At 41.9% G+C, this 20,754-nt stretch carries 23 protein-coding genes; 13 read left to right on the top strand and 10 right to left on the bottom strand.

The genetic code is table 11. The features are described from left to right. Positions 1–198 precede the first annotated feature (198 nt). Genes uxaC through AC1DUD_RS28675 form a run of 4 tightly spaced genes read left to right on the top strand, consistent with a single transcriptional unit; the run spans position 199 to position 4,604 of the window. Positions 199–1,599, top strand: a complete 1,401-nt coding sequence (gene uxaC, locus AC1DUD_RS28690) for a glucuronate isomerase (RefSeq protein ID WP_477380948.1) — start codon at positions 199–201, stop codon at positions 1,597–1,599. Next, positions 1,600–2,628, top strand: a complete 1,029-nt coding sequence (locus tag AC1DUD_RS28685) for a PfkB family carbohydrate kinase (protein ID WP_477380946.1) — start codon at positions 1,600–1,602, stop codon at positions 2,626–2,628. It abuts the gene before it with no gap. Then, a complete protein-coding gene (locus AC1DUD_RS28680; RefSeq protein WP_477380944.1) occupies positions 2,628–3,290 on the top strand; it encodes a bifunctional 4-hydroxy-2-oxoglutarate aldolase/2-dehydro-3-deoxy-phosphogluconate aldolase in 663 nt (220 codons plus the stop codon). The genes AC1DUD_RS28685 and AC1DUD_RS28680 overlap by 1 nt, the downstream gene beginning before the upstream one ends. Before the next feature lie 21 nt (positions 3,291–3,311). Then, positions 3,312–4,604, top strand: a complete 1,293-nt coding sequence (locus AC1DUD_RS28675; protein WP_477380942.1) for an MFS transporter — start codon at positions 3,312–3,314, stop codon at positions 4,602–4,604. 49 nt (positions 4,605–4,653) lie between these two features. On the opposite strand, the gene AC1DUD_RS28670 is transcribed toward AC1DUD_RS28675, so the two are convergent. Next, on the bottom strand, positions 4,654–4,893 hold the full coding sequence (locus AC1DUD_RS28670) for a hypothetical protein (protein ID WP_477380940.1): 240 nt from the start codon (positions 4,891–4,893) through the stop codon (positions 4,654–4,656). Positions 4,894–5,058: 165 nt separating this feature from the next. On the opposite strand from AC1DUD_RS28670, the gene AC1DUD_RS28665 reads away from it, so the two are divergent. Further along, complete coding sequence (locus tag AC1DUD_RS28665) at positions 5,059–5,994, top strand: MBL fold metallo-hydrolase (RefSeq protein WP_477380938.1); 936 nt, start codon at positions 5,059–5,061, stop codon at positions 5,992–5,994. A gap of 21 nt (positions 5,995–6,015) precedes the next feature. Here the strand turns inward: AC1DUD_RS28665 and AC1DUD_RS28660 are convergent, their stop codons facing one another. Then, the gene (locus AC1DUD_RS28660) at positions 6,016–6,693 is read right to left on the bottom strand and encodes a peroxiredoxin family protein (RefSeq protein WP_477380936.1); all 678 of its coding nucleotides are present in this window, start codon (positions 6,691–6,693) and stop codon (positions 6,016–6,018) included. 133 nt (positions 6,694–6,826) lie between these two features. On the opposite strand from AC1DUD_RS28660, the gene AC1DUD_RS28655 reads away from it, so the two are divergent. From AC1DUD_RS28655 to msrA, 4 genes are all read left to right on the top strand, one after another. After that, positions 6,827–8,179 (top strand): sensor histidine kinase, encoded by a 1,353-nt coding sequence (locus AC1DUD_RS28655; RefSeq protein WP_477380934.1) that lies wholly within the window; start codon positions 6,827–6,829, stop codon positions 8,177–8,179. Further along, complete coding sequence (locus AC1DUD_RS28650; protein ID WP_477380932.1) at positions 8,172–8,867, top strand: response regulator transcription factor; 696 nt, start codon at positions 8,172–8,174, stop codon at positions 8,865–8,867. Before AC1DUD_RS28655 ends, AC1DUD_RS28650 begins: the two co-directional genes overlap by 8 nt. 94 nt (positions 8,868–8,961) lie before the next feature. Then, positions 8,962–9,213 (top strand): DUF3820 family protein, encoded by a 252-nt coding sequence (locus tag AC1DUD_RS28645; protein WP_477380930.1) that lies wholly within the window; start codon positions 8,962–8,964, stop codon positions 9,211–9,213. Between the two features lie 74 nt (positions 9,214–9,287). Beyond that, entirely contained in the window at positions 9,288–9,947 is a 660-nt protein-coding gene (gene msrA / locus AC1DUD_RS28640) for a peptide-methionine (S)-S-oxide reductase MsrA (RefSeq protein WP_477380928.1), read from the top strand. Between the two features lie 81 nt (positions 9,948–10,028). Here the strand turns inward: msrA and corA are convergent, their stop codons facing one another. After that, positions 10,029–11,153, bottom strand: a complete 1,125-nt coding sequence (gene corA, locus AC1DUD_RS28635; RefSeq protein WP_477380926.1) for a magnesium/cobalt transporter CorA — start codon at positions 11,151–11,153, stop codon at positions 10,029–10,031. After that, the gene (locus tag AC1DUD_RS28630) at positions 11,154–11,765 is read right to left on the bottom strand and encodes a WbqC family protein (protein WP_477380923.1); all 612 of its coding nucleotides are present in this window, start codon (positions 11,763–11,765) and stop codon (positions 11,154–11,156) included. A gap of 35 nt (positions 11,766–11,800) precedes the next feature. Between AC1DUD_RS28630 and AC1DUD_RS28625 the strand changes: the two genes are divergently transcribed. After that, positions 11,801–12,685, top strand: a complete 885-nt coding sequence (locus AC1DUD_RS28625; protein ID WP_477380921.1) for a lysophospholipid acyltransferase family protein — start codon at positions 11,801–11,803, stop codon at positions 12,683–12,685. Continuing rightward, the gene (locus AC1DUD_RS28620; protein WP_477380918.1) at positions 12,682–13,719 is read left to right on the top strand and encodes a glycosyltransferase family 2 protein; all 1,038 of its coding nucleotides are present in this window, start codon (positions 12,682–12,684) and stop codon (positions 13,717–13,719) included. Before AC1DUD_RS28625 ends, AC1DUD_RS28620 begins: the two co-directional genes overlap by 4 nt. On the opposite strand, the gene AC1DUD_RS28615 is transcribed toward AC1DUD_RS28620, so the two are convergent. Both AC1DUD_RS28615 and aroQ read right to left on the bottom strand, forming a co-directional pair. Further along, a complete protein-coding gene (locus AC1DUD_RS28615) occupies positions 13,691–16,234 on the bottom strand; it encodes a mechanosensitive ion channel family protein (protein WP_477380916.1) in 2,544 nt (847 codons plus the stop codon). The two genes, AC1DUD_RS28620 and AC1DUD_RS28615, sit on opposite strands and share 29 nt — an antisense overlap. A gap of 79 nt (positions 16,235–16,313) precedes the next feature. Continuing rightward, positions 16,314–16,733: a type II 3-dehydroquinate dehydratase gene (gene aroQ, locus AC1DUD_RS28610; RefSeq protein ID WP_477380914.1), complete on the bottom strand. Its 420-nt coding sequence runs from the start codon at positions 16,731–16,733 to the stop codon at positions 16,314–16,316. A gap of 40 nt (positions 16,734–16,773) precedes the next feature. Here aroQ and xerD point away from each other — a divergent pair, with 40 nt between their 5' ends. Further along, positions 16,774–17,673: a site-specific tyrosine recombinase XerD gene (xerD, locus tag AC1DUD_RS28605; protein WP_477380912.1), complete on the top strand. Its 900-nt coding sequence runs from the start codon at positions 16,774–16,776 to the stop codon at positions 17,671–17,673. Between the two features lie 9 nt (positions 17,674–17,682). Here xerD and AC1DUD_RS28600 read toward each other — a convergent pair whose 3' ends face one another. Then, on the bottom strand, positions 17,683–18,105 hold the full coding sequence (locus AC1DUD_RS28600) for an acyl-CoA thioesterase (RefSeq protein WP_477380910.1): 423 nt from the start codon (positions 18,103–18,105) through the stop codon (positions 17,683–17,685). A 257-nt stretch (positions 18,106–18,362) separates the two neighbouring features. On the opposite strand from AC1DUD_RS28600, the gene AC1DUD_RS28595 reads away from it, so the two are divergent. Continuing rightward, positions 18,363–18,719 (top strand): response regulator, encoded by a 357-nt coding sequence (locus AC1DUD_RS28595; protein WP_477380908.1) that lies wholly within the window; start codon positions 18,363–18,365, stop codon positions 18,717–18,719. 124 nt (positions 18,720–18,843) lie between these two features. On the opposite strand, the gene AC1DUD_RS28590 is transcribed toward AC1DUD_RS28595, so the two are convergent. Genes AC1DUD_RS28590 through AC1DUD_RS28580 form a run of 3 tightly spaced genes read right to left on the bottom strand, consistent with a single transcriptional unit; the run spans position 18,844 to position 20,658 of the window. Further along, a complete protein-coding gene (locus AC1DUD_RS28590) occupies positions 18,844–19,620 on the bottom strand; it encodes an HAD-IIA family hydrolase (protein WP_477380905.1) in 777 nt (258 codons plus the stop codon). A 40-nt stretch (positions 19,621–19,660) separates the two neighbouring features. After that, complete coding sequence (locus AC1DUD_RS28585; RefSeq protein WP_477380903.1) at positions 19,661–20,044, bottom strand: SRPBCC domain-containing protein; 384 nt, start codon at positions 20,042–20,044, stop codon at positions 19,661–19,663. 23 nt (positions 20,045–20,067) lie between these two features. Continuing rightward, complete coding sequence (locus tag AC1DUD_RS28580; protein WP_477380901.1) at positions 20,068–20,658, bottom strand: acetate uptake transporter; 591 nt, start codon at positions 20,656–20,658, stop codon at positions 20,068–20,070. Between the last annotated feature and the right edge of the window lie 96 nt (positions 20,659–20,754).

The raw sequence follows: 20,754 nt of genomic DNA, 5'->3' as shown, positions 1-20,754 counted from the left end.
ACCAATAGATAAAAAAGGCGACGGGTTAATACTCGTCGCCTTTTTACTTCATAGTTGATGGTTTTTGCCTGCCAGCGAAAACGTTTGCGTGGATTGTTTAGGCTTATTACTTCCAACTTGCCTGTATGATGTGTAATTTGCCGCTTACAAGTATAAACTACTATACCATTAACCCTGGTATACATCTGTTAATAACCAATGAAGAATTTTTTAGATCAGGATTTCTTACTTCAAACTAAAACCGCGCAGCGCTTATATCATGAGTTCGCGAGCCATCAGCCTATCATTGATTACCACTGCCACCTGCCGCCAGATCAGATTGCTGATGATATCAATGTTAAAAACATTACCCAGATCTGGCTCTATGGTGATCATTACAAATGGCGCGCTATGCGTGCAAACGGTGTTAATGAGGCGTATATCACTGGTAATAAAACCGATGAAGAAAAGTTTACGGCCTGGGCTGCAACTGTACCTTATACGTTGAGAAATCCGCTGTATCATTGGACTCACCTTGAACTGCAACGGTATTTTGGTATCAATGAATTGCTTTCGCCCGCGTCGGCACAAAAAATATATGCTCAATGCAATGAAAAGCTGCAATCGCCTGAGTTTAGCATTCGCAACATCCTCAAAAATAAAAATGTAGAAGTTGTTGGCACTACAGATGACCCGCTGGATAATCTTAGTTATCATCAGAAACTGAAACAGGATGCATTCAGTGTAAAAGTATTACCTGCATACCGCCCCGATAAGGCTATGAACGCCGATGATATTGCCGGACTTAACAAATACATTGACCAGCTACAAGCTGTAGCTAAAGTAGATATTTCAAATTTTGATGACTATCTGAAAGCGCTTAAAATCCGTCATGATTATTTTGCGGAGAATGGTTGCAAATTATCCGATCACGGCCTGGAGCAGATCTATGCCGAGTATTATACTGATGCTGAAATCGCCTCCATCTTCACTAAAATAAGAAATAGCGAAGTATTACTGCCTTTAGAAATCCTGAAGTTTAAATCGGCCATGTTGTATTACTTTGCCATTTGGGATCATGAAAAAGGCTGGGTACAGCAATTTCACCTTGGTGCACTGCGTAATAACAATGCGCGTGCCTTAACCAATTTAGGTCCTGATACAGGTTGGGATTCTATCGGTGATTTTGCACAGGGTAGGGCGCTATCCAAATTCCTGAACAGGCTGGATACCACTAACCAGTTAGCCAAAACCATTATCTATAACCTCAATCCAGCCGATAATGAACTGTTTGCTACTATGGTGGGTAATTACAATGATGGATCGGTAGTAGGCAAAATGCAGTTTGGTTCGGCCTGGTGGTTTTTGGATCAGAAGGATGGCATGATCAAGCAATTGAACACATTATCAAACATGGGCTTGCTGAGCCGTTTGGTAGGGATGCTTACAGATTCACGAAGCTTTATGTCGTTCCCAAGACATGAATATTTCCGGAGGTTGCTTTGTAACCTTTTGGGCGATGATATAGAGAACGGCGAATTACCGAATGATATTGAATGGACAGGAAAGATCGTGAGTGATATTTGCTATTTTAACGCCAAAAACTATTTCAATTTTTAAATGAGCAATATCGAAAATACAAAGGGAAGCATACTCTCATTTGGCGAGTTGTTATTACGGATGTGCCCCGATGGTGAGGGACAATGGCTTGCAGAAAATAAACTGCCATTTTTTATAGGCGGCGCTGAGCTGAATGTTGCCAACGCCTTAGCCTTGTGGGAGCAGCCAATAAAATACTTTACCGCTTTGCCTGATAATGCATTATCCGAACAGCTTATCAGTTACTTGGAAAGCAAAAATATTGATACGGCAGCCATACACAAAAGCGGTAACAGGATAGGGCTTTATTACCTTACCCGCGGTAAAGATGTAAAGAATAATGCCATTGTATATGACCGTGCAGGTTCGGCTTTTGCCGATCTGAAACCGGGCATGGTTGATTGGGATGCTGTTCTTGAAGGGGTAAGCTGGTTTCATTTCAGCGCGATTTGCCCTGCTTTAAGCCAGCAAGCTGCCGACGTTTGCGAAGAGGTTTTACAGGCTGCAAGCAGAAAACATATCACCATATCTGTTGATCTTAACTATCGCCCTAAATTATGGCAGTATGGTAAAAAGCCAATCGAGATCATGCAAAAGCTGGTACAATATGCAGACATTATTATGGGGAATGTTTGGGCAGAGGAAACTATGTTGGGCATTCCCGTTACACCTGACATTCATGAATCAGGGCAGCAAAGCATATACCTCAAAGAGGGGCTTTATTCGTCCGAAAAGATCATGGATGCTTACCCGCGTTGCAGGGCTGTAGCCAATACTTTCCGTTTTGATGCCGGTAAAGGAGTTGAATATTATACGTCGCTTTATGCAGGCAACCGCTTCTATCATTCGCCAACCTACACTACCGAAACCGTGGTTGATAAAGTAGGCAGTGGCGACTGCTTTATGGCTGGGCTTATCTATGGTTTTTATAACAAGCAGGATCCCCAGCAATTATTGGATTTTGCTACGGCTGCCGCCTTCGAAAAACTTTTTATTGAAGGTGATGCCACCACCAAAACAGTTGATGAAATTTATAATGCTATGAAATAATGAGTAAAAAAGATATAGTACTTGACGCAATATTAAAGCAAGGTACATTACCGCTGTTCTTTTATAAAGATCCGGAAGTGAGCCTGCAGATAACCCGTACACTTTACAAAGCCGGCATCCGGGTATTTGAATATACCAACCGTGGTGCTGCTGCCCTTGAAAATTTCAAAGTTTTAAAACAAGCCCTTGCCAATGGCGAAATGCCTGGTTTGGAATTAGGTATCGGCACAATCAAAAGTGTTCAGGAAGCTGAGGCATTTATTGCCGCCGGGGCTGATTTTATCGTGTCACCGATTGTTAATCCCGAAGTAGGCAAAGTGGCAGCACAGCATAACCTGTTGTGGATTCCGGGGAGTATGACACCAACCGAGATCTATTTAGCCCAGCAAAACGGTGCTGCTTTAATAAAAATATTCCCGGCCAATATATTGGGGCCGGAGTTTGTATCGTCTATCAGGGATCTGTTTGCAGGTCAGTTGTTCATGCCAACAGGTGGGGTTGACTTGAGCCATGACAGTATCAGTACCTGGTTTAAAGCCGGGGTATGCGCGGTGGGGATGGGCAGCAAGCTCATTAGCAAAAGCGTGTTGGAAAACCAGGAGTACGACAAGCTTTACAACGATACATTAAAGCTGCTGGAAATAGTTCAAACCATTAAATAGCAATTACAAATCAATTTATAGATGAGAGAAGGAAAAATTGGTAACTACAGATGGGTAGTAGTTACTTTATTGTTTTTTGCCACTACGATCAACTACCTCGATAGACAGGTAATAGGTCTATTGAAACCAACACTTGAAAAAGAATTTAGCTGGACAGAAACTGATTATAGTTATATAGTAATGGCCTTTGCAACGGCATACGCTGCTGGTTTATTGCTTTTCGGTAATTTTATAGACAAAATTGGCACCAAACTGGGTTATACCATATCACTCATTGTTTGGAGTGTGGCAGCCATGCTACATGCCGCAGTTACGAGCACTTTTGGGTTCGGTGCAATTCGGGCTGTGTTAGGTATCGGGGAATCGGGAAATTTTCCTGCAGCCATAAAGGTAGTTGCTGAATGGTTTCCGAAAAGAGAAAGAGCACTTGCAACAGGTATATTTAATTCAGGGGCAAACATAGGTGCAGTAGTAGCTCCTATTATGGTGCCGTGGTTATTAGGTGCTTACAACTGGCAAATGGCATTTATCGTTACTGGTGCAATTGGTTTTGTATGGTTGATATTCTGGTGGTTTTGTTACGAAATTCCATCCAAACACTCAAAAATACAGCCTGCCGAATTTGAATATATTCACAGCGACTCTGAACCTGCTGCTTTATCCGAAGAAAATGAGACCAAAGTAAAATGGATAAAGCTGTTTGCCATAAGGCAAACCTGGACTTTCATTGTCGGCAAACTACTTACTGATCCCATATGGTGGTTTTTTCTGTTTTGGTTACCATCTTATTTTTCTACTACATTTAATCTCGATCTTAAAAAACCAAGTTTACCATTGATTTTGGTTTATACTGCGACATCAATAGGTAGTATAGGTGGTGGCTATTTGTCATCATATTTCATCAAAAAAGGTTGGTCTGTTTTTAAAGCGCGAAAAACGGCGATGTTTATCTTCGCGCTTTGCGTATTACCAATCATTTCAGCCAAGTATGCTACTAATGTTTGGCAGGCAGTTGCTTTAATTGGGTTGGCAGCTGCAGCCCACCAGGCTTGGAGCGCCAATATATTCACCACGGCGTCAGATGTATTCCCCAAAAAAGCACTAAGTTCAGTTGTCGGTATCGGCGGAATGGCTGGATCTGTGGGCGGTATATTGTTTCCATTGTTGGTAGGCAACATATTGGAGTTTTATAAAGAATCAGGACACATCACTTTAGGTTATAATATCATATTTATAATATGCGGTTGCGCGTATTTATTGGCTTGGTTTATCATGCACCTTTTATCACCAAAAATGAAACCCGTTAATATTTAACCAGATTAACAAAAGAAAAGCGCCTTAAGAAATTAAGGCGCTTTTCTTTTTATAAAGAATGGCTTGCCGCTTGTTCGGCAAGTTCATCTATCCAGCTTGAGAGATAGGGCTCTGTGCCATCAAGCCTTATCCATTCGCCGTCTTCATCCCTGGCTATTACCAAATGCAGCGTTTCATCTATCGACTTAAATTCGTAGGCATTTGGATAACCGGGACGGGTTACCTGTTGCGCTATACCGTCAATTTCACTATCGGTTCCTGTAAGTGTAGCATCAAATTGCTGTTCCATAATATTTACGATTTATTAACCTAACACAGCTTGGGTAATTTCTGTTTGCACCAGCATTAGGTAAGCGGCTATATTATTTGTTTTTAGGCTGATAAAATTGTTTTTAAATTTAACACAGCTAAAACTTTTCATAAACGAGTTATGTTTTGTTAACAATTATAAACCATGAACAGAAGGCTCAGTACAAAATATTTCCAGGTATCGCAAAGGGTATGGGGAACCAAATTATTGTTCGTTAATATTTATATGATAGCTAACCGCCCCGGTGCCGCTAAAGGCTGGGTTTTGGTTGACACGGGATTAAAAGGTTCGGCAGGTAAGATCATTGCCATGGCCGAAGAGCTTTTTGGCCCGGGAACAAGACCGGCTGCAATTGTGCTTACGCACGGTCATGGCGATCATGCAGGCGGTCTTGAAGAGCTATTGAAGATATGGAATGTACCCGTTTATGCTCACACGCTGGAATTACCTTATTTAACCGGCCTGTCATCATATCCTCCGGCCGACCCTTCATTACGTGATGGGCTGATGAGCCTTTTATCGGTATTTTTCCCTACAGCACCTATAAACCTCGGCACTAAAGTAAAAGCAATCGATATGGAAGAGGGGATTCCGGAACTTCCAGAATGGAAGATCATTCACACACCAGGCCATACACCAGGGCATATTTCATTGTTCCTCCCAATAAATTCAACCCTTGTGGTTGGCGATGCTTTTTCAACCACAAAGGCCGAATCAGCTTTGTATTCCTTTAGTTCGCTTAAGAAGTTAACCGGCCCGCCACGATATTTCACTACCGACTGGGAAGCAGCAGCCGAATCTGTCCGCAGGCTTACTGCGCTTGAACCGAGGACGGTAGCAGCAGGACACGGCCCTGTAATGCGCGGCCGTGAGCTTCATGATGAGCTACACGAACTGGCAGATAATTTTGAACAGCTGGCGATACCTGCAAAAGGGCGCTATGTAGGGCATCCGGCCATTTCAGATGAAATGGGCGTAAAATATATCCCGCCCTATGTAAGCAGCGGGATTTTGAAAGCAACTATTGGCTTGACTGCCGCACTGGCAACATTTTTTATTATAAGGGGGCTGCAGGAATAATCTGCAACCCCATAAGTATCGTTACGATTTAGCTGCCGACTCAATAGCTGTCGCCAATGCCTGATCGATGTCGTTTCCACCTATTTGCAGGAAGCGGATTATCCCTTTTTGATCAATCACCATAGACGTTGGATAATTAGCTACGTGGTATTCCTTACCTACGTTTTGCGTTTTGGGAAACAGCGCATATTCAAAAGTATGGTTCTTTAAAAACGACTTTATCGCGGGACTGTCGTCCCGGCAAAGTGCAAGGAAAACCACATCCTGCCCGGCATATTTGTTTTTAACCATGTTTAGTTTGGGCATTTCTTCAATACAGGGTGCACAGGTAGTAAACCAAAAATTAAGCACCACTGTTTTTCCCTTAAGTGCTGCCAGCGACCAGTTTTTGCCTTTAAGATCGGTCAATGTAAAATCAGGTGCGGGTTGGTTGAGCATTTTTTCCAGGTTAGCCTTCTTTGCGGCTGCTTCCTTCAAAAAATCATCGGTCATGGGCGATAGATGAACTTCATCAGGATGTTTGTCATCATGGCCCATCATGAAGCCCTTGCTTCCCCAGGCTTTGTTAACGCTGTCAATCTTATCGGCAGTTATAACCTTTCCATCCGGTAGGATGTATTTGGCATTATCAGGCATGTTTTGTGCCATTGCCTTCAATATTACACAATTGAATACGGCTAATAACAGGTACTTTTTCATATTGATTTTTGATTTTGTTTGGTACAAAATTATTATCCATACCGTGGTGTAATGTTAACGACCTGCAGTTTAGTGTTAACTAATGTTAACTGCAGGTAAATGAAAAACTATTAACCATATCTTTGTTATCATTGTGAAAAAGAGACTTGTATATATTTTTCTTGCGGCCGTCCTAACCGCAGGCGGTATTATCCTGTTCCAGTTTTATTGGGTATATAATTCCTATAAAACCGGCGAGCGTAATTTTAAGAATACGGCTACAAATGCATTGCTGCGTAGTATAGATATGTACCAGGTACAGCAAAATGAATTGCCTACCTCATTAAAATACAAGGCACCAACCTTGTCTTTTTTCATGAGGACCATTCCCAACCGCGACTCGATAGCATTGGATACCCCAAAAGTGATCAAAAAGTTTAATGCCGAATTTTTAACTGTAGCCGTAGATAAAAACAACCTACAAATTGTGAGGGCAATGGTAGCTCGGCTGTTATCGCAACAATTGCACAAATCACTAAGCCTTGATACTTTAACCCGGATTTTCAAAGGAGAACTAAAAAAGGAAAATATCGACATCCCGCTTAAGTTGGTCATTTTAAGAAACCAGATCAAAACTCCACCCGATGAAATTGCTGCGGTCATCAACTTTTATAAATCGCCTATTGTGGTTAAGGCCGAAGTAAACAGCAACAATTTGTTATTGGCACAAAATATTTTTCCGGCCTCGGTTTCTTTGCTGTTGATCCTGTTATCCGCCGGAAGCTTGTTTTATATGGGTATAATCATTAAGCGCCAGATGCAGCTCGATGGTATCAAAAATGATTTTATAAATAATATAACCCACGAACTACGCACCCCAATAACTATTCTTAAATCATCTAACGAGGCATTGGCCCAATTCGGCGCCGCTGCCGACCCGGAAAAACTGGAACGCTATCTTAAAATAAATGCCGCCGTGCTTGACAGCCTGGATAATAATGTTGACAGGGTACTGGAAATCACCAAATATGAACAAGGTGTAAAGCTGGCAAACCTGCAGCCTCTCAACCTCATGGAATTGGTGAACCAGGTAGCTGCACGGTTTAGCTTATATGAAAATGCCGTTATTGAACTCCAATACGATCTTCCTTATACAACTATTGTTACCGATGGCTTTATTATTGATACCGTCCTCAACAATCTCGTTGATAACGCAATAAAATACAGCGGCGAAAAAGTGAATATTCAAATCGGGATTAGTCCGGCTGCTAATGGCTGGCAATTACAGGTGGCCGATGATGGTATGGGTATGCAAGGGTTACATTTACCGCTTATATTTGATAAATTTTATCGGATCCAAAGCGGCGAACTGCATGATGTAAAAGGTTATGGCCTTGGGCTAAGCTATGTGAAACAGCTGGTAACTGCTTTAAAAGGAGAAATTGGCGTTACAAGCAAAATAAATAAAGGAACGACATTCACTATTGAATTTCCGCTTAATGGATAAAATAAAAGTACTGTTTGTTGAAGATGAACCCGTATTGGCATCGATAGTAAGGGAATCGCTTGAAACTCGTGGTTTTGCCATTGCTGTCGCTACAAATGGCGTGGAAGGCTGGAGCATGTTCAACTTAAACAAGCCGGATGTTTGTGTAGTTGATGTGATGATGCCCCGAAAAGATGGTTTTTCATTGGTGCAGGACATTCGCCGGGTTGATGAACTTGTTCCTGTTATTTTTTTAACAGCCCGTACCCAGACTGAAGATGTGCTGAAAGGATTGGAAATTGGTGCCGATGATTACATGAAAAAACCGTTCAGTATGGAGGAGCTGATATTGCGGTTAAAAGCGCTTGTACGCAGGAAAAGTATCAATAATAAAATGCTTCGTGATACGTCGGAAGAAATTAATATTGGTAATTGCAGTTTTAGCTATCAAAAGCTCGAATTTTATTGTCATAAACAGCTCTTCAATCTCTCCCAGCGCGAAGCCGATCTTTTACAACTCCTGGTACAATGCAAAAACCAATTATTGGAAAGAAAAACAGCGCTCATGAAACTTTGGGGCGATGACAGCCCCTTTAATGCCCGTAGTATGGATGTTTATATCACCAGGCTTCGCAAATTTATTAAGGAAGATTCGACGCTCGAAATTATCAATATCCGGGGCTACGGATATAAACTGATGGAATACTGATTATTTGTAGCCATTACTTTATAGATCCGGATTTTGAAAGTTCGTTACCTGGATTGGGATACCTAATCAAAGGTTAAAGTATTACCTTTACTGCGTGGAAAATTTAAAACCAGATCCTAAAATACTCATCGATATTGTACAAACCAGGATGCCTTACGGCAAATATAAAGGTACTATCATAGCCGATATTCCCGTATCTTACCTGGAGTGGATGTCCGGAAAGGGTTTTACTAAAGATAAAATGGGGATGTTATTATCAACCACATTCGAGATCAAAACAAATGGGCTTGGCGAGATCCTTTTCATGGTGAAAAAATCGCTCATGCAACAGGGAAGCCGGCGTTAATCTTATTTACACGGCAATGACCATCTGCCTGCTCCTTAATGGCGTATATTATGTACTAAATAGTTTTATCAATTATGAAAAAGTTGATCTTATATACAATAGGGATATTCCTGCTTTTAAGCAGTTGTGCCGATGGGCAAGGTTCAAAAAATGGCGATGATTTTGCAGCTTTACCTGCGCCAAAAACGGGGGAATCCGTAGCAACTTTTGGAGGCGGCTGTTTCTGGAGTATGAGTGAAGCCATGTCCGAACTGAAGGGCGTTAACAAAGTAATTTCAGGATATGCTGGTGGTACTACTAAAAACCCAACTTACCGGCAGGTAAGCTCTCAAAACACCAATCATGCCGAAACAGTCCAGATTTATTACGACCCAAAGGTGATCACCTTTGATAAAATAACCGAAGCGTTCTTCTTTGCGCATGATCCAACCACACTAAACCGCCAGGGACCGGATGAAGGTACCGATTACCGTTCGATAGCCTTTTACCGTAACGATGCAGAAAAGAAGATAATTGAAGCTACCATAAAAAAAGTAAATGAATCAAAGCACTATGCTGATCCTGTAGTTACTCAAGTTGTGCCTTTCAAGGTATTTTACCCTGCCGAGAACTATCACCAGGGATATTACCGTACTCACCCCAATCAGCCTTATATCGTAGGGGTATCAGAACCCAAAGTGATTAAGTTTAGGAAAGCGATGAAAGCGGATTTGAAGCCGGAGTTTGCCCGCTAACAAAATAAAGGGAACATTGCACACGGTAATGTTCCCTTTATTTGTTGTACACAACTCCCCTTTAGGACGCTGAGGGGGGATCTATAACCTGTTAAACCAACCCTTTTTCCAAAATACAAATACCTGCACCACAGCTATCAATAACATAAACACAATTGCATAAATATAGCCGTGGTGCCAATACAATTCGGGCATGTTGTCCGGAAGGATATGGCCTTTATCATCCTGCCGGGAAAAATTCATTCCGTAAATACCGGCTATAAAAGTAAGCGGAATAAAAATCACCGAAATAATGGTGAGCACTTTCATGATCTCGTTCATGCGGTTGCTTACCATGGATAGGTATAGGTCGATTATACTTGAGGTTACTTCCTTATAATTCTCAATAAGATCCATAGCCTGGATGCAGTGGTCATATGCATCCCGCAAAAACAGTTTTACTTCCGGCGTTATCAGCGGACTATCAGAGCGGATCATGTCATTGATTTTGTCCCGCTCGGGCCAGCTTGCACGGCGTACAACAATAAGCGTGCGTTTTAGCTGTTGGGCATCAAACATAATGGTTTTATCGGCACTGAGGTAGAGTTTATCTTCAAGCGCGTCCAGATGGTCACCAATCTCGGCTAATAAAACAAAATAGGTATCAATTATAGTGTCGGTAAGTGCGTAGCACATATAACCTGGCCCCGCTGTGCGGATAGCGCCTTTCCCGGCTTTTAAACGGGCTTTTACGGCATCAAAGCGTTCTGTATGATCTTCCTCAAAACTAACGATGATATTATCCTTTATAATAGCCGAAAACTGGCAGTTAATGATCTCGTTATCCTTATTGAATTGAACTATCCGGCTGGTGCAAAACGCATAATCCTCATATTCATCAAACTTAGGGCGCTGGTGGGTATTGGCAATATCCTCCAAAACCAATGAATTGATATTACAATGTGCGCCAATCTGTTCAATCAGATCGGCATCCCCCAGTCCGTTTATCTTGATCCAGTGCGTATGGTTATCGCATTTATTGAGCTGCTTTAAGGCTGTTTTTATATCCTTGCCTTCGCAGGTTACCAGCTCGTCTTTATTGTATGAGTAAACAGATATAATGGGCTTCAGGGCATCATCGGGGATATTGATAGTACCCGGCCTGTCGCCAACATTACCTGCATGTTTATTTTTTTTTAGGCGTAAACGTTTTAAGTTTCCGTTCATTTACAAATAGTTTATTGTTTGTGGCCCCTGGTTAAACAGCAGGTCAATAATGCTCAGGTTTTTCATAAAGCCCCGGCGGTCTTCAAATACCTGGAAATAGGGTTTCTGCTGCATTTCGCTTTCTTTTTTGGGATTAATAGAAAACCGAAAATCATGCAGGTTAGGATATTCGGCCTGGTATTCATCCGTAAAGTTTAATTCTGTCTTTATTTTGGTGAGCTTGAGCAGCAGGTTCAAAAGCTCCTGGTTATAATCAAATAAGTAGGTAATTTGTTTTTCGTAAAACGGCGCAAAATCATCTTCATAAAACTCAAAATAGGCTGAACGGCGGTAACAAGCCTGTAAGCTTTGCCAGTGCAGGCGCTGCCACATAAAATCGTAGCTGATTTTTACATCTTTAACTTTAGTATGATTTTTTGAACCTTTAATTACCGGCACTACCAATGCCAGCACACCATCGGGCGAATAGATATTAGCCCGGTTGCGATAAGTTTGTTTAGGAAAATGTTCTTCTCTTTCTATCAGTATATCAGGCTTGTACGTATTCAGCTGTACAAAATAATCTACCGGCGGAAGATAAAACATAGGTAATACAGCGCCTTTTTCAATCATATATTTTATGTTTGTGCTCAAAATCGGCTAAAATAATGATAAAAAAGGGTTTTACTAAGTTAGGTATATTAATTTTATACCTTATATCGTTACTTCCCTTTTGGTTTTTATACATTTTATCCGATATCGCTTTCATTATTATATACTACATCGTTCATTACCGCCGCGATGTAGTTCAGCAAAACCTGCGCAATGCCTTTCCCGAAAAAACAGATCAGGAGCGCCATGATATCGAACGCAAATACTACCGCTATCTGTCCGACTTGATGGTGGAAACCATTAAAATGATCACAGTATCAGAAAAGCAGATCAGAAAACGGGTAGTGGCTACCAACTCCGAGCTCGTTTTTGAATACTTTGCTAAAGGTAAGAGTATTATTGCAGTTGCGGGCCATTATTGTAACTGGGAAATGGCAGCCCTGAATTTTAATTTTGTTACCGATAAAAGGTTCATGATAGTTTACAAAAACTTGTCAAATAAAACATTCGACGATTTTTTTATTAAAATACGGTCGCGGTTTGGCGGGCAGCCTGTAGCCATGAAGCAAACGCTGCGCAAAATGGTGGAGTACCGTAAGGAGCTTACCGTAAGCGTACTGGTAGGCGACCAAACCCCTGTAATGCATGAGGTAAACTATTTCGCGGATTTTTTAAACCAACCAACAGCCGTATTTTTGGGGATTGAAAAAATTGCCAAAACAATTGACGCTGCTGTTGTTTTTTACGACATGAAAAGGGTAAAGCGCGGGTATTATGAATATACCCTGATACCGCTTACCGAAACACCAAAAGAAACTGCCGAACACGAAATAACAGATATGCACGTGAAGTACCTTGAGGGGATGATCAGAAGAGAACCGCAGTATTGGTTATGGTCGCACCGGAGATGGAAGTTTAAGCCGGAGGATTTACATAGATGACCCATACACCTAAAGTTGCTGTAGTTATTTTAAACTGGAACGGCGTAAAATACCTTAAACAATTTCTTCCTTCGGTACTATCATCAACATATCCCAACCTGGAAATTGTTATGGGCGATAATGCCTCATCCGATGATTCAGTGGCATTCATGCGCGTGAACTACCCATCGGTAAGGATCATCCAAAACGATAAAAACTATGGCTTTACAGGCGGTTATAACCGGGTGCTGGCCCAGGTAGATGCTGATTATTACATCCTGCTTAATTCGGATGTTGAGGTTACACCTGCGTGGATCGAGCCTGTTATTGAACTAATGGAAAGCGATAGTTTAATTGCTGCCGCAGCGCCCAAGATAAGATCATACGCACAAAAAGATTATTTTGAACATGCCGGTGCTGCCGGGGGCTTTATTGATAAGCACGGTTACCCGTTTTGCCGGGGCAGGATCTTTTACGAACTGGAAAAGGACAATGGTCAATATGAGCAATCGGGTGAGGTGTTTTGGGCATCTGGCGCTTCATTGTTCATCAAAAAAAGTATCTGGGATGAAGCAGGTGGTTTTGACGAAAGCTTTTTTGCCCACATGGAAGAGATCGACCTTTGTTGGCGTTTAAAAAACATGGGCTATAAAGTAATGTATTGCGCGCAATCAACCATTTTCCATGTTGGCGGAGGTACCCTTAATTCCGAAAACCCGTTCAAGACCTATTTAAACTTTAGGAACAACCTGCTGCTTATAAAAAAGAACCTTCCTTTCGGGCGGGCCTTTTGGGTGATCTGTGTCCGTTTTATGATGGACCTGCTTGCCTTACTCCGGTTTTTAATGGAGGGCAAGCGCAAAGATGCCTGGGCTGTAAGCAGGGCGCACCAAAGCTTTGTATTAAGCTTGTTTAAAAAGGTAAAAGGCGAAAGGCGAAAGGCGAAAGGTGGCGCAGCACAAAACAAAAAAGGCATATACAGAGGCAGTATTGTTTGGGACTTCTTCGTGAAAAAGAAGATCCATTTTACAGATCTTGATCCTTCGGAGTTTTAGTATCGTCTTGATCCTCTTCCGTTTCTTCGGCTTCGTTTAGGCCTGGCGCTTCTATTTTAATGGGTGGCAAGCCTTTGGGCCATATTACCCGTACATCCTGCTGACGGAACGGTATGTCTATACCTTCTTTAGCAAAAGCATCATAAATATCTGCCAATACCCTGCTTTTAAGAGAAAGCCATGTTGAAATATCCGCAGCCCAAAAGAATAACCTGAAATCAACCGAACTCTCGCTCAGGTTGTGCAGAAATACTGATGGAGCGGGTTGAGGCATAATATCATCATGATTGTTTAGCATATTTAATAACAATGCTTTAACCTGTTCAATATTGGAGCCATAAGCTACCCCGATAATCAGCTCGACGCGGCGGTTATTATTGCTTAATGTCCAGTTAATTACATGGTGCGAGATCAGGTCGCCGTTGGGGATGATCACTTCGGCACCATCAGCTGTGGCTATTTTACTGGCGCGGATCCCGATATCCATAATAGTACCCGAACGACTATCAACTTCGATGATGTCCCCAACCTGGATAGGTTTTTCAAAGGCAAGTATCAAACCAGAGACCAGGTTATTTACGATGTTCTGTAAACCGAAACCGATACCTATACCAAAGGCACTGATAATGATGGTTATCTTATCAATTGGTACGCCCGAGGCCGCAACTGCTAAAAAGAAACCCAAAGCTATCACACCAATGCGGATCAGCAGGGTAGAGGTGCGGTTCTTTTTCTTGGCAACATCAATATCATTGGCATGCTTGGCCGCAATATCGTAAAGGTAGCTGATAATTTTTGACGCGATAGACGACAGCCAGATTACCGCTACAAATATGATCACACTTTGAAATGTGAACTGGGTGTTAGTACCGCCTATGCTACGATTTTTGGTCAGGAAATCACCCAGGTAATCAAATACGGTATCCTCAATATTCAGGTTTTGGGTAAGCATCACCAGCCACAACAGGGCCGCCAGGATACTCAATACGCTTCTGAATTTGTTTTGAAGCAGTTTGTAGTCAATGAAAGAAGTAAGGTTGTTGCTCTTTTTACCAGCTTCCAGCTGGAGGAACAAAGCTTCCATAATGATATGCACAATGTAATACAAAGCAAGGGCAAGCCAAAGGTTATACACCACACTAACTCCAATGATCTTAGCCAAACTCACCCTGCCGAAAACATTGCATAAAAAAGAGGAGCCTTGCAGAAAGATAAAAACCTTAAGTATAAAACCGGTGTAAGGCAGGTAATCATCCTTAGCCTTACGTACTTTTGATAAAAACCTGAAACTTATTACCGAGGCAGCAAGTCCCAATACCAGTATCGCCACCCTGTCGATATTAGTAACCTGGATATAGAGGTTGCTCAGGCTATAAATAATGGTAATACCAAACAACTGCAGCATGTAGCGGAACATGGTTGCTGGACATGCCTTTTTTACCAGGTAAAGCAGGGCTATCATTAGCACCAGTAAAAACATTTCCAAAACTACTACCGGTGGGTGATCATAAAAGTTAGGCAGCAGCGTAAACGTTAAAATTAGTGACGATATGAACGGATGGTTTACAACATAATTAGCCTGGTTAAATACACTCTCGGGCGTATCATTGTCTCGTAAAATCCTTCTGCGACTGGCGCGTATCCATGCAAAAAAGGCGAATAGCACCACTAAACCTCCAAGGTGGATCAGGATATCCCGGCCAATAAAGAAGCTGAAAAGCTTGGCGTTCATATCGGCAGTAGCTTTTGTAGCCGGACCAAAATCATTGCCCTCATCGGCAGTCATGCTCCAGATGTTGCTATACTCCTGCGACATCGCCCGGATGCTGAAATCCCTGATCTTGGTATCAATCTGGTCTTTAAGGTCGAGTATAGTAATATATACAGCCGAAGTTCGGTTTTGCAGAAGTCCCACCTTTACCATCACTTTTTTATTGGTGGTATCAAGCCGGTGGTATTTGCTGTCGATAGCTATTTTCTGAATAAGATAGGTTGTGGCCAGCGAGCTATCGGCAGGCAGGATCTTTAAAACGCTATCGCGTGATATGGCGTCAAGATCATTTTGATTTTGAACAAGCTTGCTGTTGATATCGGCAAGTTGCTCCTGCCACAGGTCAAGCTGGTCATCACTACGGGTAAGCACATCCCTGATAGTATACAGGTACCTTAACGTGCTTGATTTATCATTATCAATAAGCGATTTAATGAGCGTAACCCGCTTTTCAAACGACGGCAGGCGTGTACTGATATCGGCAGTATCTAATTTTTTTGAAAGATTGCTTTTGATCTGGTTAAAAGCAGATGTATAATATTCAACCTTTTGCAGCAGGTTATTTACCGATGTATCCGAACGTTTAAGCGACCGCATCATCGAATCGCGTGATAGGATAGAGGCCCGCAACGAATCCCTTACCGAGTGAGTTTTTTTCTTTTTGGTTTGGCCAAATGTATCAACACTGAATAACAGCGTAACAAAAAGCAAACTTAGTGCGGCAACTCTGAGTATTTTAGGCATCTGAAAAAATAAGCTAAAAGCAATGGTTAAACACTTTTACGTCAAAAGCGTTTTATCAAAACGATAAAATATTTTAATATTATTTAACCGCGAGATTTTCAATGGCCAAACGGTAACTATCCATTCCAAAACCAGCAATTACCCCACGGCAATTAGCCGCGATCATTGATTTATGCCTGAACTCCTCGCGTTTGTGTACGTTGGAGATATGCACTTCAATAACCGGCGTATTGATAGCAGCAATGGCATCAGCAATAGCAAGGGAAGTGTGGGTGTAAGCGCCGGCATTAATCACAATACCATCGTAACTAAAGCCAACTTCATGTAGTTTATTTATAATTTCGCCCTCAATGTTGCTTTGGTAATAATCAATGGTGATGTTTGCAAAGCGTTGACGTAAGGTTTCAAGATAGGTTTCAAAGCTTGCATCGCCATAAATTGATTTTTCGCGAACGCCTAATAGGTTCAAATTTGGGCCGTTTATAATTTGTATCTTCATTAGTTCAAACTTAGCTATAAATCATCAAAACTAAAATCAATTGGATTGGCGTTCGGCAATAAAAGGTTTCCAGGCATATTTAAAATTAGAGAAGTCGCTGTCCGATAACTCCATCGAGGCTTATAGCAGGGATATAGAAAAGTTATATCAATTTTCAGACTTACAGGTAGTTAAACTGAAACCTGAATTAATTACTTTAACTGATTTACGCGGCTTCATTAACTGGATAAATGAGTTGGGCATGATCCCTTCATCGCAGGCCAGGATCCTTTCGGGTATCAAAGCTTTTTATAAATACCTACTGATGGAAGATATCATTAAATCCGATCCATCAGAGCTGCTCGAATCGCCAAAGATCAGGCGTAAGCTGCCGGATACGCTGAGTTATGAAGAGATCAATAAAATCATAGCTGCATTAGATCTTTCAAAGCCCGAAGGCGTGCGCAATAAAGCCATCCTGGAAACCCTGTACGGATCTGGCCTACGTGTATCCGAGCTTACCGAACTGAAGCTCTCCAACTTGTACCTTGATATTGAGTTTATAAAAGTAACCGGCAAGGGCAACAAGGAACGATTGGTACCCATTGGCAGTGAAGCTATAAAAGCGATCCGGATCTGGATAGAAAATGTCCGGGTACATAATTCTATTAAAAAAGGGGAGGAAGATTATGTTTTTCTGAACCGCCGGGGTACAAGGTTAAGCCGGCAGATCATTTTTTTAACCATCAAGGGCTTAGCGGAAACCATCGGGTTAAAGAAAAGAATAAGTCCGCATACATTTCGCCATTCCTTTGCTACGCATTTGGTTGAGGGTGGGGCTGATTTGCGGGCTGTACAGGAGATGCTGGGACACGAAAGTATCACCACAACGGAAATTTATACCCATTTGGACAGAGAATATTTAAAAAGCACGATAAGCCAGTTCCATCCGCGAAGCTAATACCTATCATCAAATGAGGTACTGATCAATTACATCCTGCGGGATCTTTGCACCACGGCCGGTAGCCATATCAATCATAACATAATCAAACCAGCCATCGCAGCAGATCTTTTTGGTGGCTTTATTAGTAATGGTAAACTTTACACGGCAGCCTTTGTCATCTATACTTTCGATGCCGGTTTTCACAGTGAAGTAATCGCCCATGGTTAGGGCACGCTTATAGTCAACATGAGCAGTGCGCACCACCCAGCCGAAACCACGTTCCATAAACTTTTCCATGGCCATGCCGTAGCAGCGCTCCATCTGATCGTAGCGGGCAGCCAGTACATAATCAAAATATTTGCTGTTATGTACGTGTTGAAACATATCTATATCATCAGGGCGTACGCGAAACTCAGATTCAAAAGTGGAGAGTTGGAGTGGTGTATCCATGCAGCAAATATAGCAATCCTATTTAAGCGAAAGGAAAGCCTCCAGTTTCTCTGAAGAACGAAAATGAAATTTAGGAGATAAGTATAAATAGCCAACTGTATTCAGGGTATAGGTATTGTTTGCAGTTATTCATAATAGCGTAAAGTGTAATGTGTGTTTTAAGTTACACGCAAGCGTGAAAGATTTGGTTGCAGATTTATCATACTTTCGCAGCCACACAACTACTATGATAGCATTTTCGTAGAAAAGGGTAATTTATGAGCAAACACATTGTATTAATAGAAGACGAACCTGATATCCTTGAATCTACTGCGTTACTGCTTGAGCATGCCGGTTTCCGGGTTTCCGGCTTCAAAGCTTTTACTACATTGGAAGAGATGGTTGCTTTGCGGCCTGATTGTTTTTTACTTGATGAGAACCTGCCGGCTATAAGCGGTCATATAATCTGTATTTTATTTAAATCGAAACCCGTTACCAGGGATATTCCTGTTGTACTGATCTCGGCTAACCCTGCTATCAAACAAATGGCCGCCCTTGGAGAAGCAGACGCCTATGTGGGCAAACCTTTTGAAATTGATGAACTGGTGGAGGTATTGACCAGGGTGATCATTTAAGGGCCTTACCTGCAAATAACTATATAGTTTCAACGTTTTTTATTTTAAACAAAAGCGTTTAAGCACAAAAGCGGACGGCCATCTTACTGGCCGTCCGCTTTTGAATAGATTTACAGATTATATCTTATGACCACCACTTAAGCGGGAAAACTACTTTGTCAACCGAACTTACTATCATATCCGGCTTAAATGCATAATGGCTCAATTGGTCTTTACTGGCAATACCTGACAATACGAGGATTGTTTTATAGCCCATTTGTACACCACCCTGGATATCGGTTTCCATCGTATCGCCAATTACGGTTGTTTCCGCAGTTTCGAGGCCCAGGAATTTCCTTGCCGAGCGCATCATAACCGGGCTTGGCTTACCGGTTACAAATGCTTTACGACCGGTAGCTTCCTCAATCATGGCTGTTGTTGCCGCTATCCCTAAATTGTTCCAGCCTGGTTTTTTAGGAGAGGGGTCCCTGTTAGTGGTAATAAATTTAGCACCCGCCAGGATCATATCAACTGCACGCTGTACCATCTCTAAAGTGAAATTGCGGCCTTCGCCTAAAACAACAAACTCGGGGTCGGAGTCAACAAGTGTGATACCGTTTTCGTGTAAACTGGTCAGCAAACCGCCTTCGCCCAACACAAAAGCGGTACCGTTAGGACTTTGGTCGCCCAGAAATTTGCCGGTAGCCATGGCACTGGTATAAACATGTTTTGTTTCAACAGTTATTCCCAAACGTTTAAGCTTGCGCACAACCTCAAGACTGGTACGCTGGCTATTGTTGGTCATAAAGGTAAACGGAATATCACTATCAATAAGATGTTTGATAAATTTATCAGCGCCGTATATCAATTCTTCGCCGCTGTAAATTACCCCATCCATATCAATTAAAAGGCCTTGTTTCATGGGTATAAAGTATTTAGTTTTTATTGGGTGAGAGGGTATATTAAGCGCCTTCAAAAAAATCGATCAGGCCACCAAAATAGCTGTCATTCCATCCGTCAACAATGTCGTTATAATCATCATCGGGAATGTTGGTGTGCCTTAACTCTGCCGAGGTGCCATGTTTATCATCGTGCAGTTTGATGGTTACGATAGAATTATCGCTTTGTCCTTCAAAATACCATTGCTGTACAACTTTTTTGTTAGGCTCAAATTCGATGTTTTTGCCTACGATGCTACCATCCCACATTGAAAATTCGGTGCCTGGCTCGGTCGACATTTCGGCAACCTCACCTGTCCAAAGTTCAATAGTAACGGGATTGGTTAAGGCCATATAAATCTCTTCGGGAGTGGCCGGTATGCTGTAATATTTTTTAAAATCTTTCACCCGCGCAATTTAGCTGAAATAAATTAAACCTTCACCGGTCCAATCGGCAAAACAGTTTTTCCATAAACCTCATTCAATACATTGGCAATGCCTGTATAAATGGCCGATGCGCCGCAAATAATACCTTCGTAACCGGCCAGGTGTTTTATGCCAGCGTTACCGGTAGCGTCGCCAGCCACTAACAGGAAAAATAATACGGTTAATGATGCAAAAACAAATTGCAAAGCGCGGTTGAGCCTTAAAGTTCCAAAAAACAACAGGAAAGTAAATACACCCCAGATGCTTAGGTAAGCGATCATGGCACCCTCAGACGGGGCAGTACCCCAGCCAAGCTTAGGCATTACCAATAAGCCAACTAATGAAAGCCAGAAAAATCCGTAGGAGGTAAATGCTGTTAGCCCGAAAGTGTTGTTCTTTTTAGCTTCAATGATACCGGCTATTACTTGTGCTAATCCGCCGTAAAATATGCCCATGGCTAATATCATGGTATTCATTTCAAAAAAGCCGGCGTTGTGAATGTTTAATAAAACGGTGGTCATTCCGAAAGCACATAGGCCAAGCGGCGCCGGATTGGCAATGCCATCCTTCACCGGTACGGGTGTAGTAGGGATCATAATAGGTTTTAGTTTATTTGGTTTGTACCGCAAGCTAACTGAATTATAAATATTAAGCAAGTTTTTCACAACCCTTAACTTACTTTTACGTTAAGT

This window comes from Mucilaginibacter sp. P4_A11, from assembly GCF_056402535.1.
The sequence above is the reverse complement of the archived record's forward strand: the minus strand, read 5'-3'. Positions and strand labels throughout refer to the sequence as shown.

What these genes read in the sequence shown, in the direction of transcription:
- uxaC (WP_477380948.1), top strand. Translation starts at nt 199, where the DNA reads ATGAAGAATTTTTTAGATCAGGATTTCTTACTTCAAACTAAAACCGCG.
- AC1DUD_RS28685 (WP_477380946.1), top strand. Translation starts at nt 1,600, where the DNA reads ATGAGCAATATCGAAAATACAAAGGGAAGCATACTCTCATTTGGCGAG.
- AC1DUD_RS28680 (WP_477380944.1), top strand. Translation starts at nt 2,628, where the DNA reads ATGAGTAAAAAAGATATAGTACTTGACGCAATATTAAAGCAAGGTACA.
- AC1DUD_RS28675 (WP_477380942.1), top strand. Translation starts at nt 3,312, where the DNA reads ATGAGAGAAGGAAAAATTGGTAACTACAGATGGGTAGTAGTTACTTTA.
- AC1DUD_RS28670 (WP_477380940.1), bottom strand. Translation starts at nt 4,893, where the DNA reads ATGGAACAGCAATTTGATGCTACACTTACAGGAACCGATAGTGAAATT.
- AC1DUD_RS28665 (WP_477380938.1), top strand. Translation starts at nt 5,059, where the DNA reads ATGAACAGAAGGCTCAGTACAAAATATTTCCAGGTATCGCAAAGGGTA.
- AC1DUD_RS28660 (WP_477380936.1), bottom strand. Translation starts at nt 6,693, where the DNA reads ATGAAAAAGTACCTGTTATTAGCCGTATTCAATTGTGTAATATTGAAG.
- AC1DUD_RS28650 (WP_477380932.1), top strand. Translation starts at nt 8,172, where the DNA reads ATGGATAAAATAAAAGTACTGTTTGTTGAAGATGAACCCGTATTGGCA.
- msrA (WP_477380928.1), top strand. Translation starts at nt 9,288, where the DNA reads ATGAAAAAGTTGATCTTATATACAATAGGGATATTCCTGCTTTTAAGC.
- corA (WP_477380926.1), bottom strand. Translation starts at nt 11,153, where the DNA reads ATGAACGGAAACTTAAAACGTTTACGCCTAAAAAAAAATAAACATGCA.
- AC1DUD_RS28630 (WP_477380923.1), bottom strand. Translation starts at nt 11,765, where the DNA reads ATGATTGAAAAAGGCGCTGTATTACCTATGTTTTATCTTCCGCCGGTA.
- AC1DUD_RS28625 (WP_477380921.1), top strand. Translation starts at nt 11,801, where the DNA reads ATGATAAAAAAGGGTTTTACTAAGTTAGGTATATTAATTTTATACCTT.
- AC1DUD_RS28620 (WP_477380918.1), top strand. Translation starts at nt 12,682, where the DNA reads ATGACCCATACACCTAAAGTTGCTGTAGTTATTTTAAACTGGAACGGC.
- AC1DUD_RS28615 (WP_477380916.1), bottom strand. Translation starts at nt 16,234, where the DNA reads ATGCCTAAAATACTCAGAGTTGCCGCACTAAGTTTGCTTTTTGTTACG.
- aroQ (WP_477380914.1), bottom strand. Translation starts at nt 16,733, where the DNA reads ATGAAGATACAAATTATAAACGGCCCAAATTTGAACCTATTAGGCGTT.
- AC1DUD_RS28600 (WP_477380910.1), bottom strand. Translation starts at nt 18,105, where the DNA reads ATGGATACACCACTCCAACTCTCCACTTTTGAATCTGAGTTTCGCGTA.
- AC1DUD_RS28595 (WP_477380908.1), top strand. Translation starts at nt 18,363, where the DNA reads ATGAGCAAACACATTGTATTAATAGAAGACGAACCTGATATCCTTGAA.
- AC1DUD_RS28590 (WP_477380905.1), bottom strand. Translation starts at nt 19,620, where the DNA reads ATGAAACAAGGCCTTTTAATTGATATGGATGGGGTAATTTACAGCGGC.
- AC1DUD_RS28580 (WP_477380901.1), bottom strand. Translation starts at nt 20,658, where the DNA reads ATGATCCCTACTACACCCGTACCGGTGAAGGATGGCATTGCCAATCCG.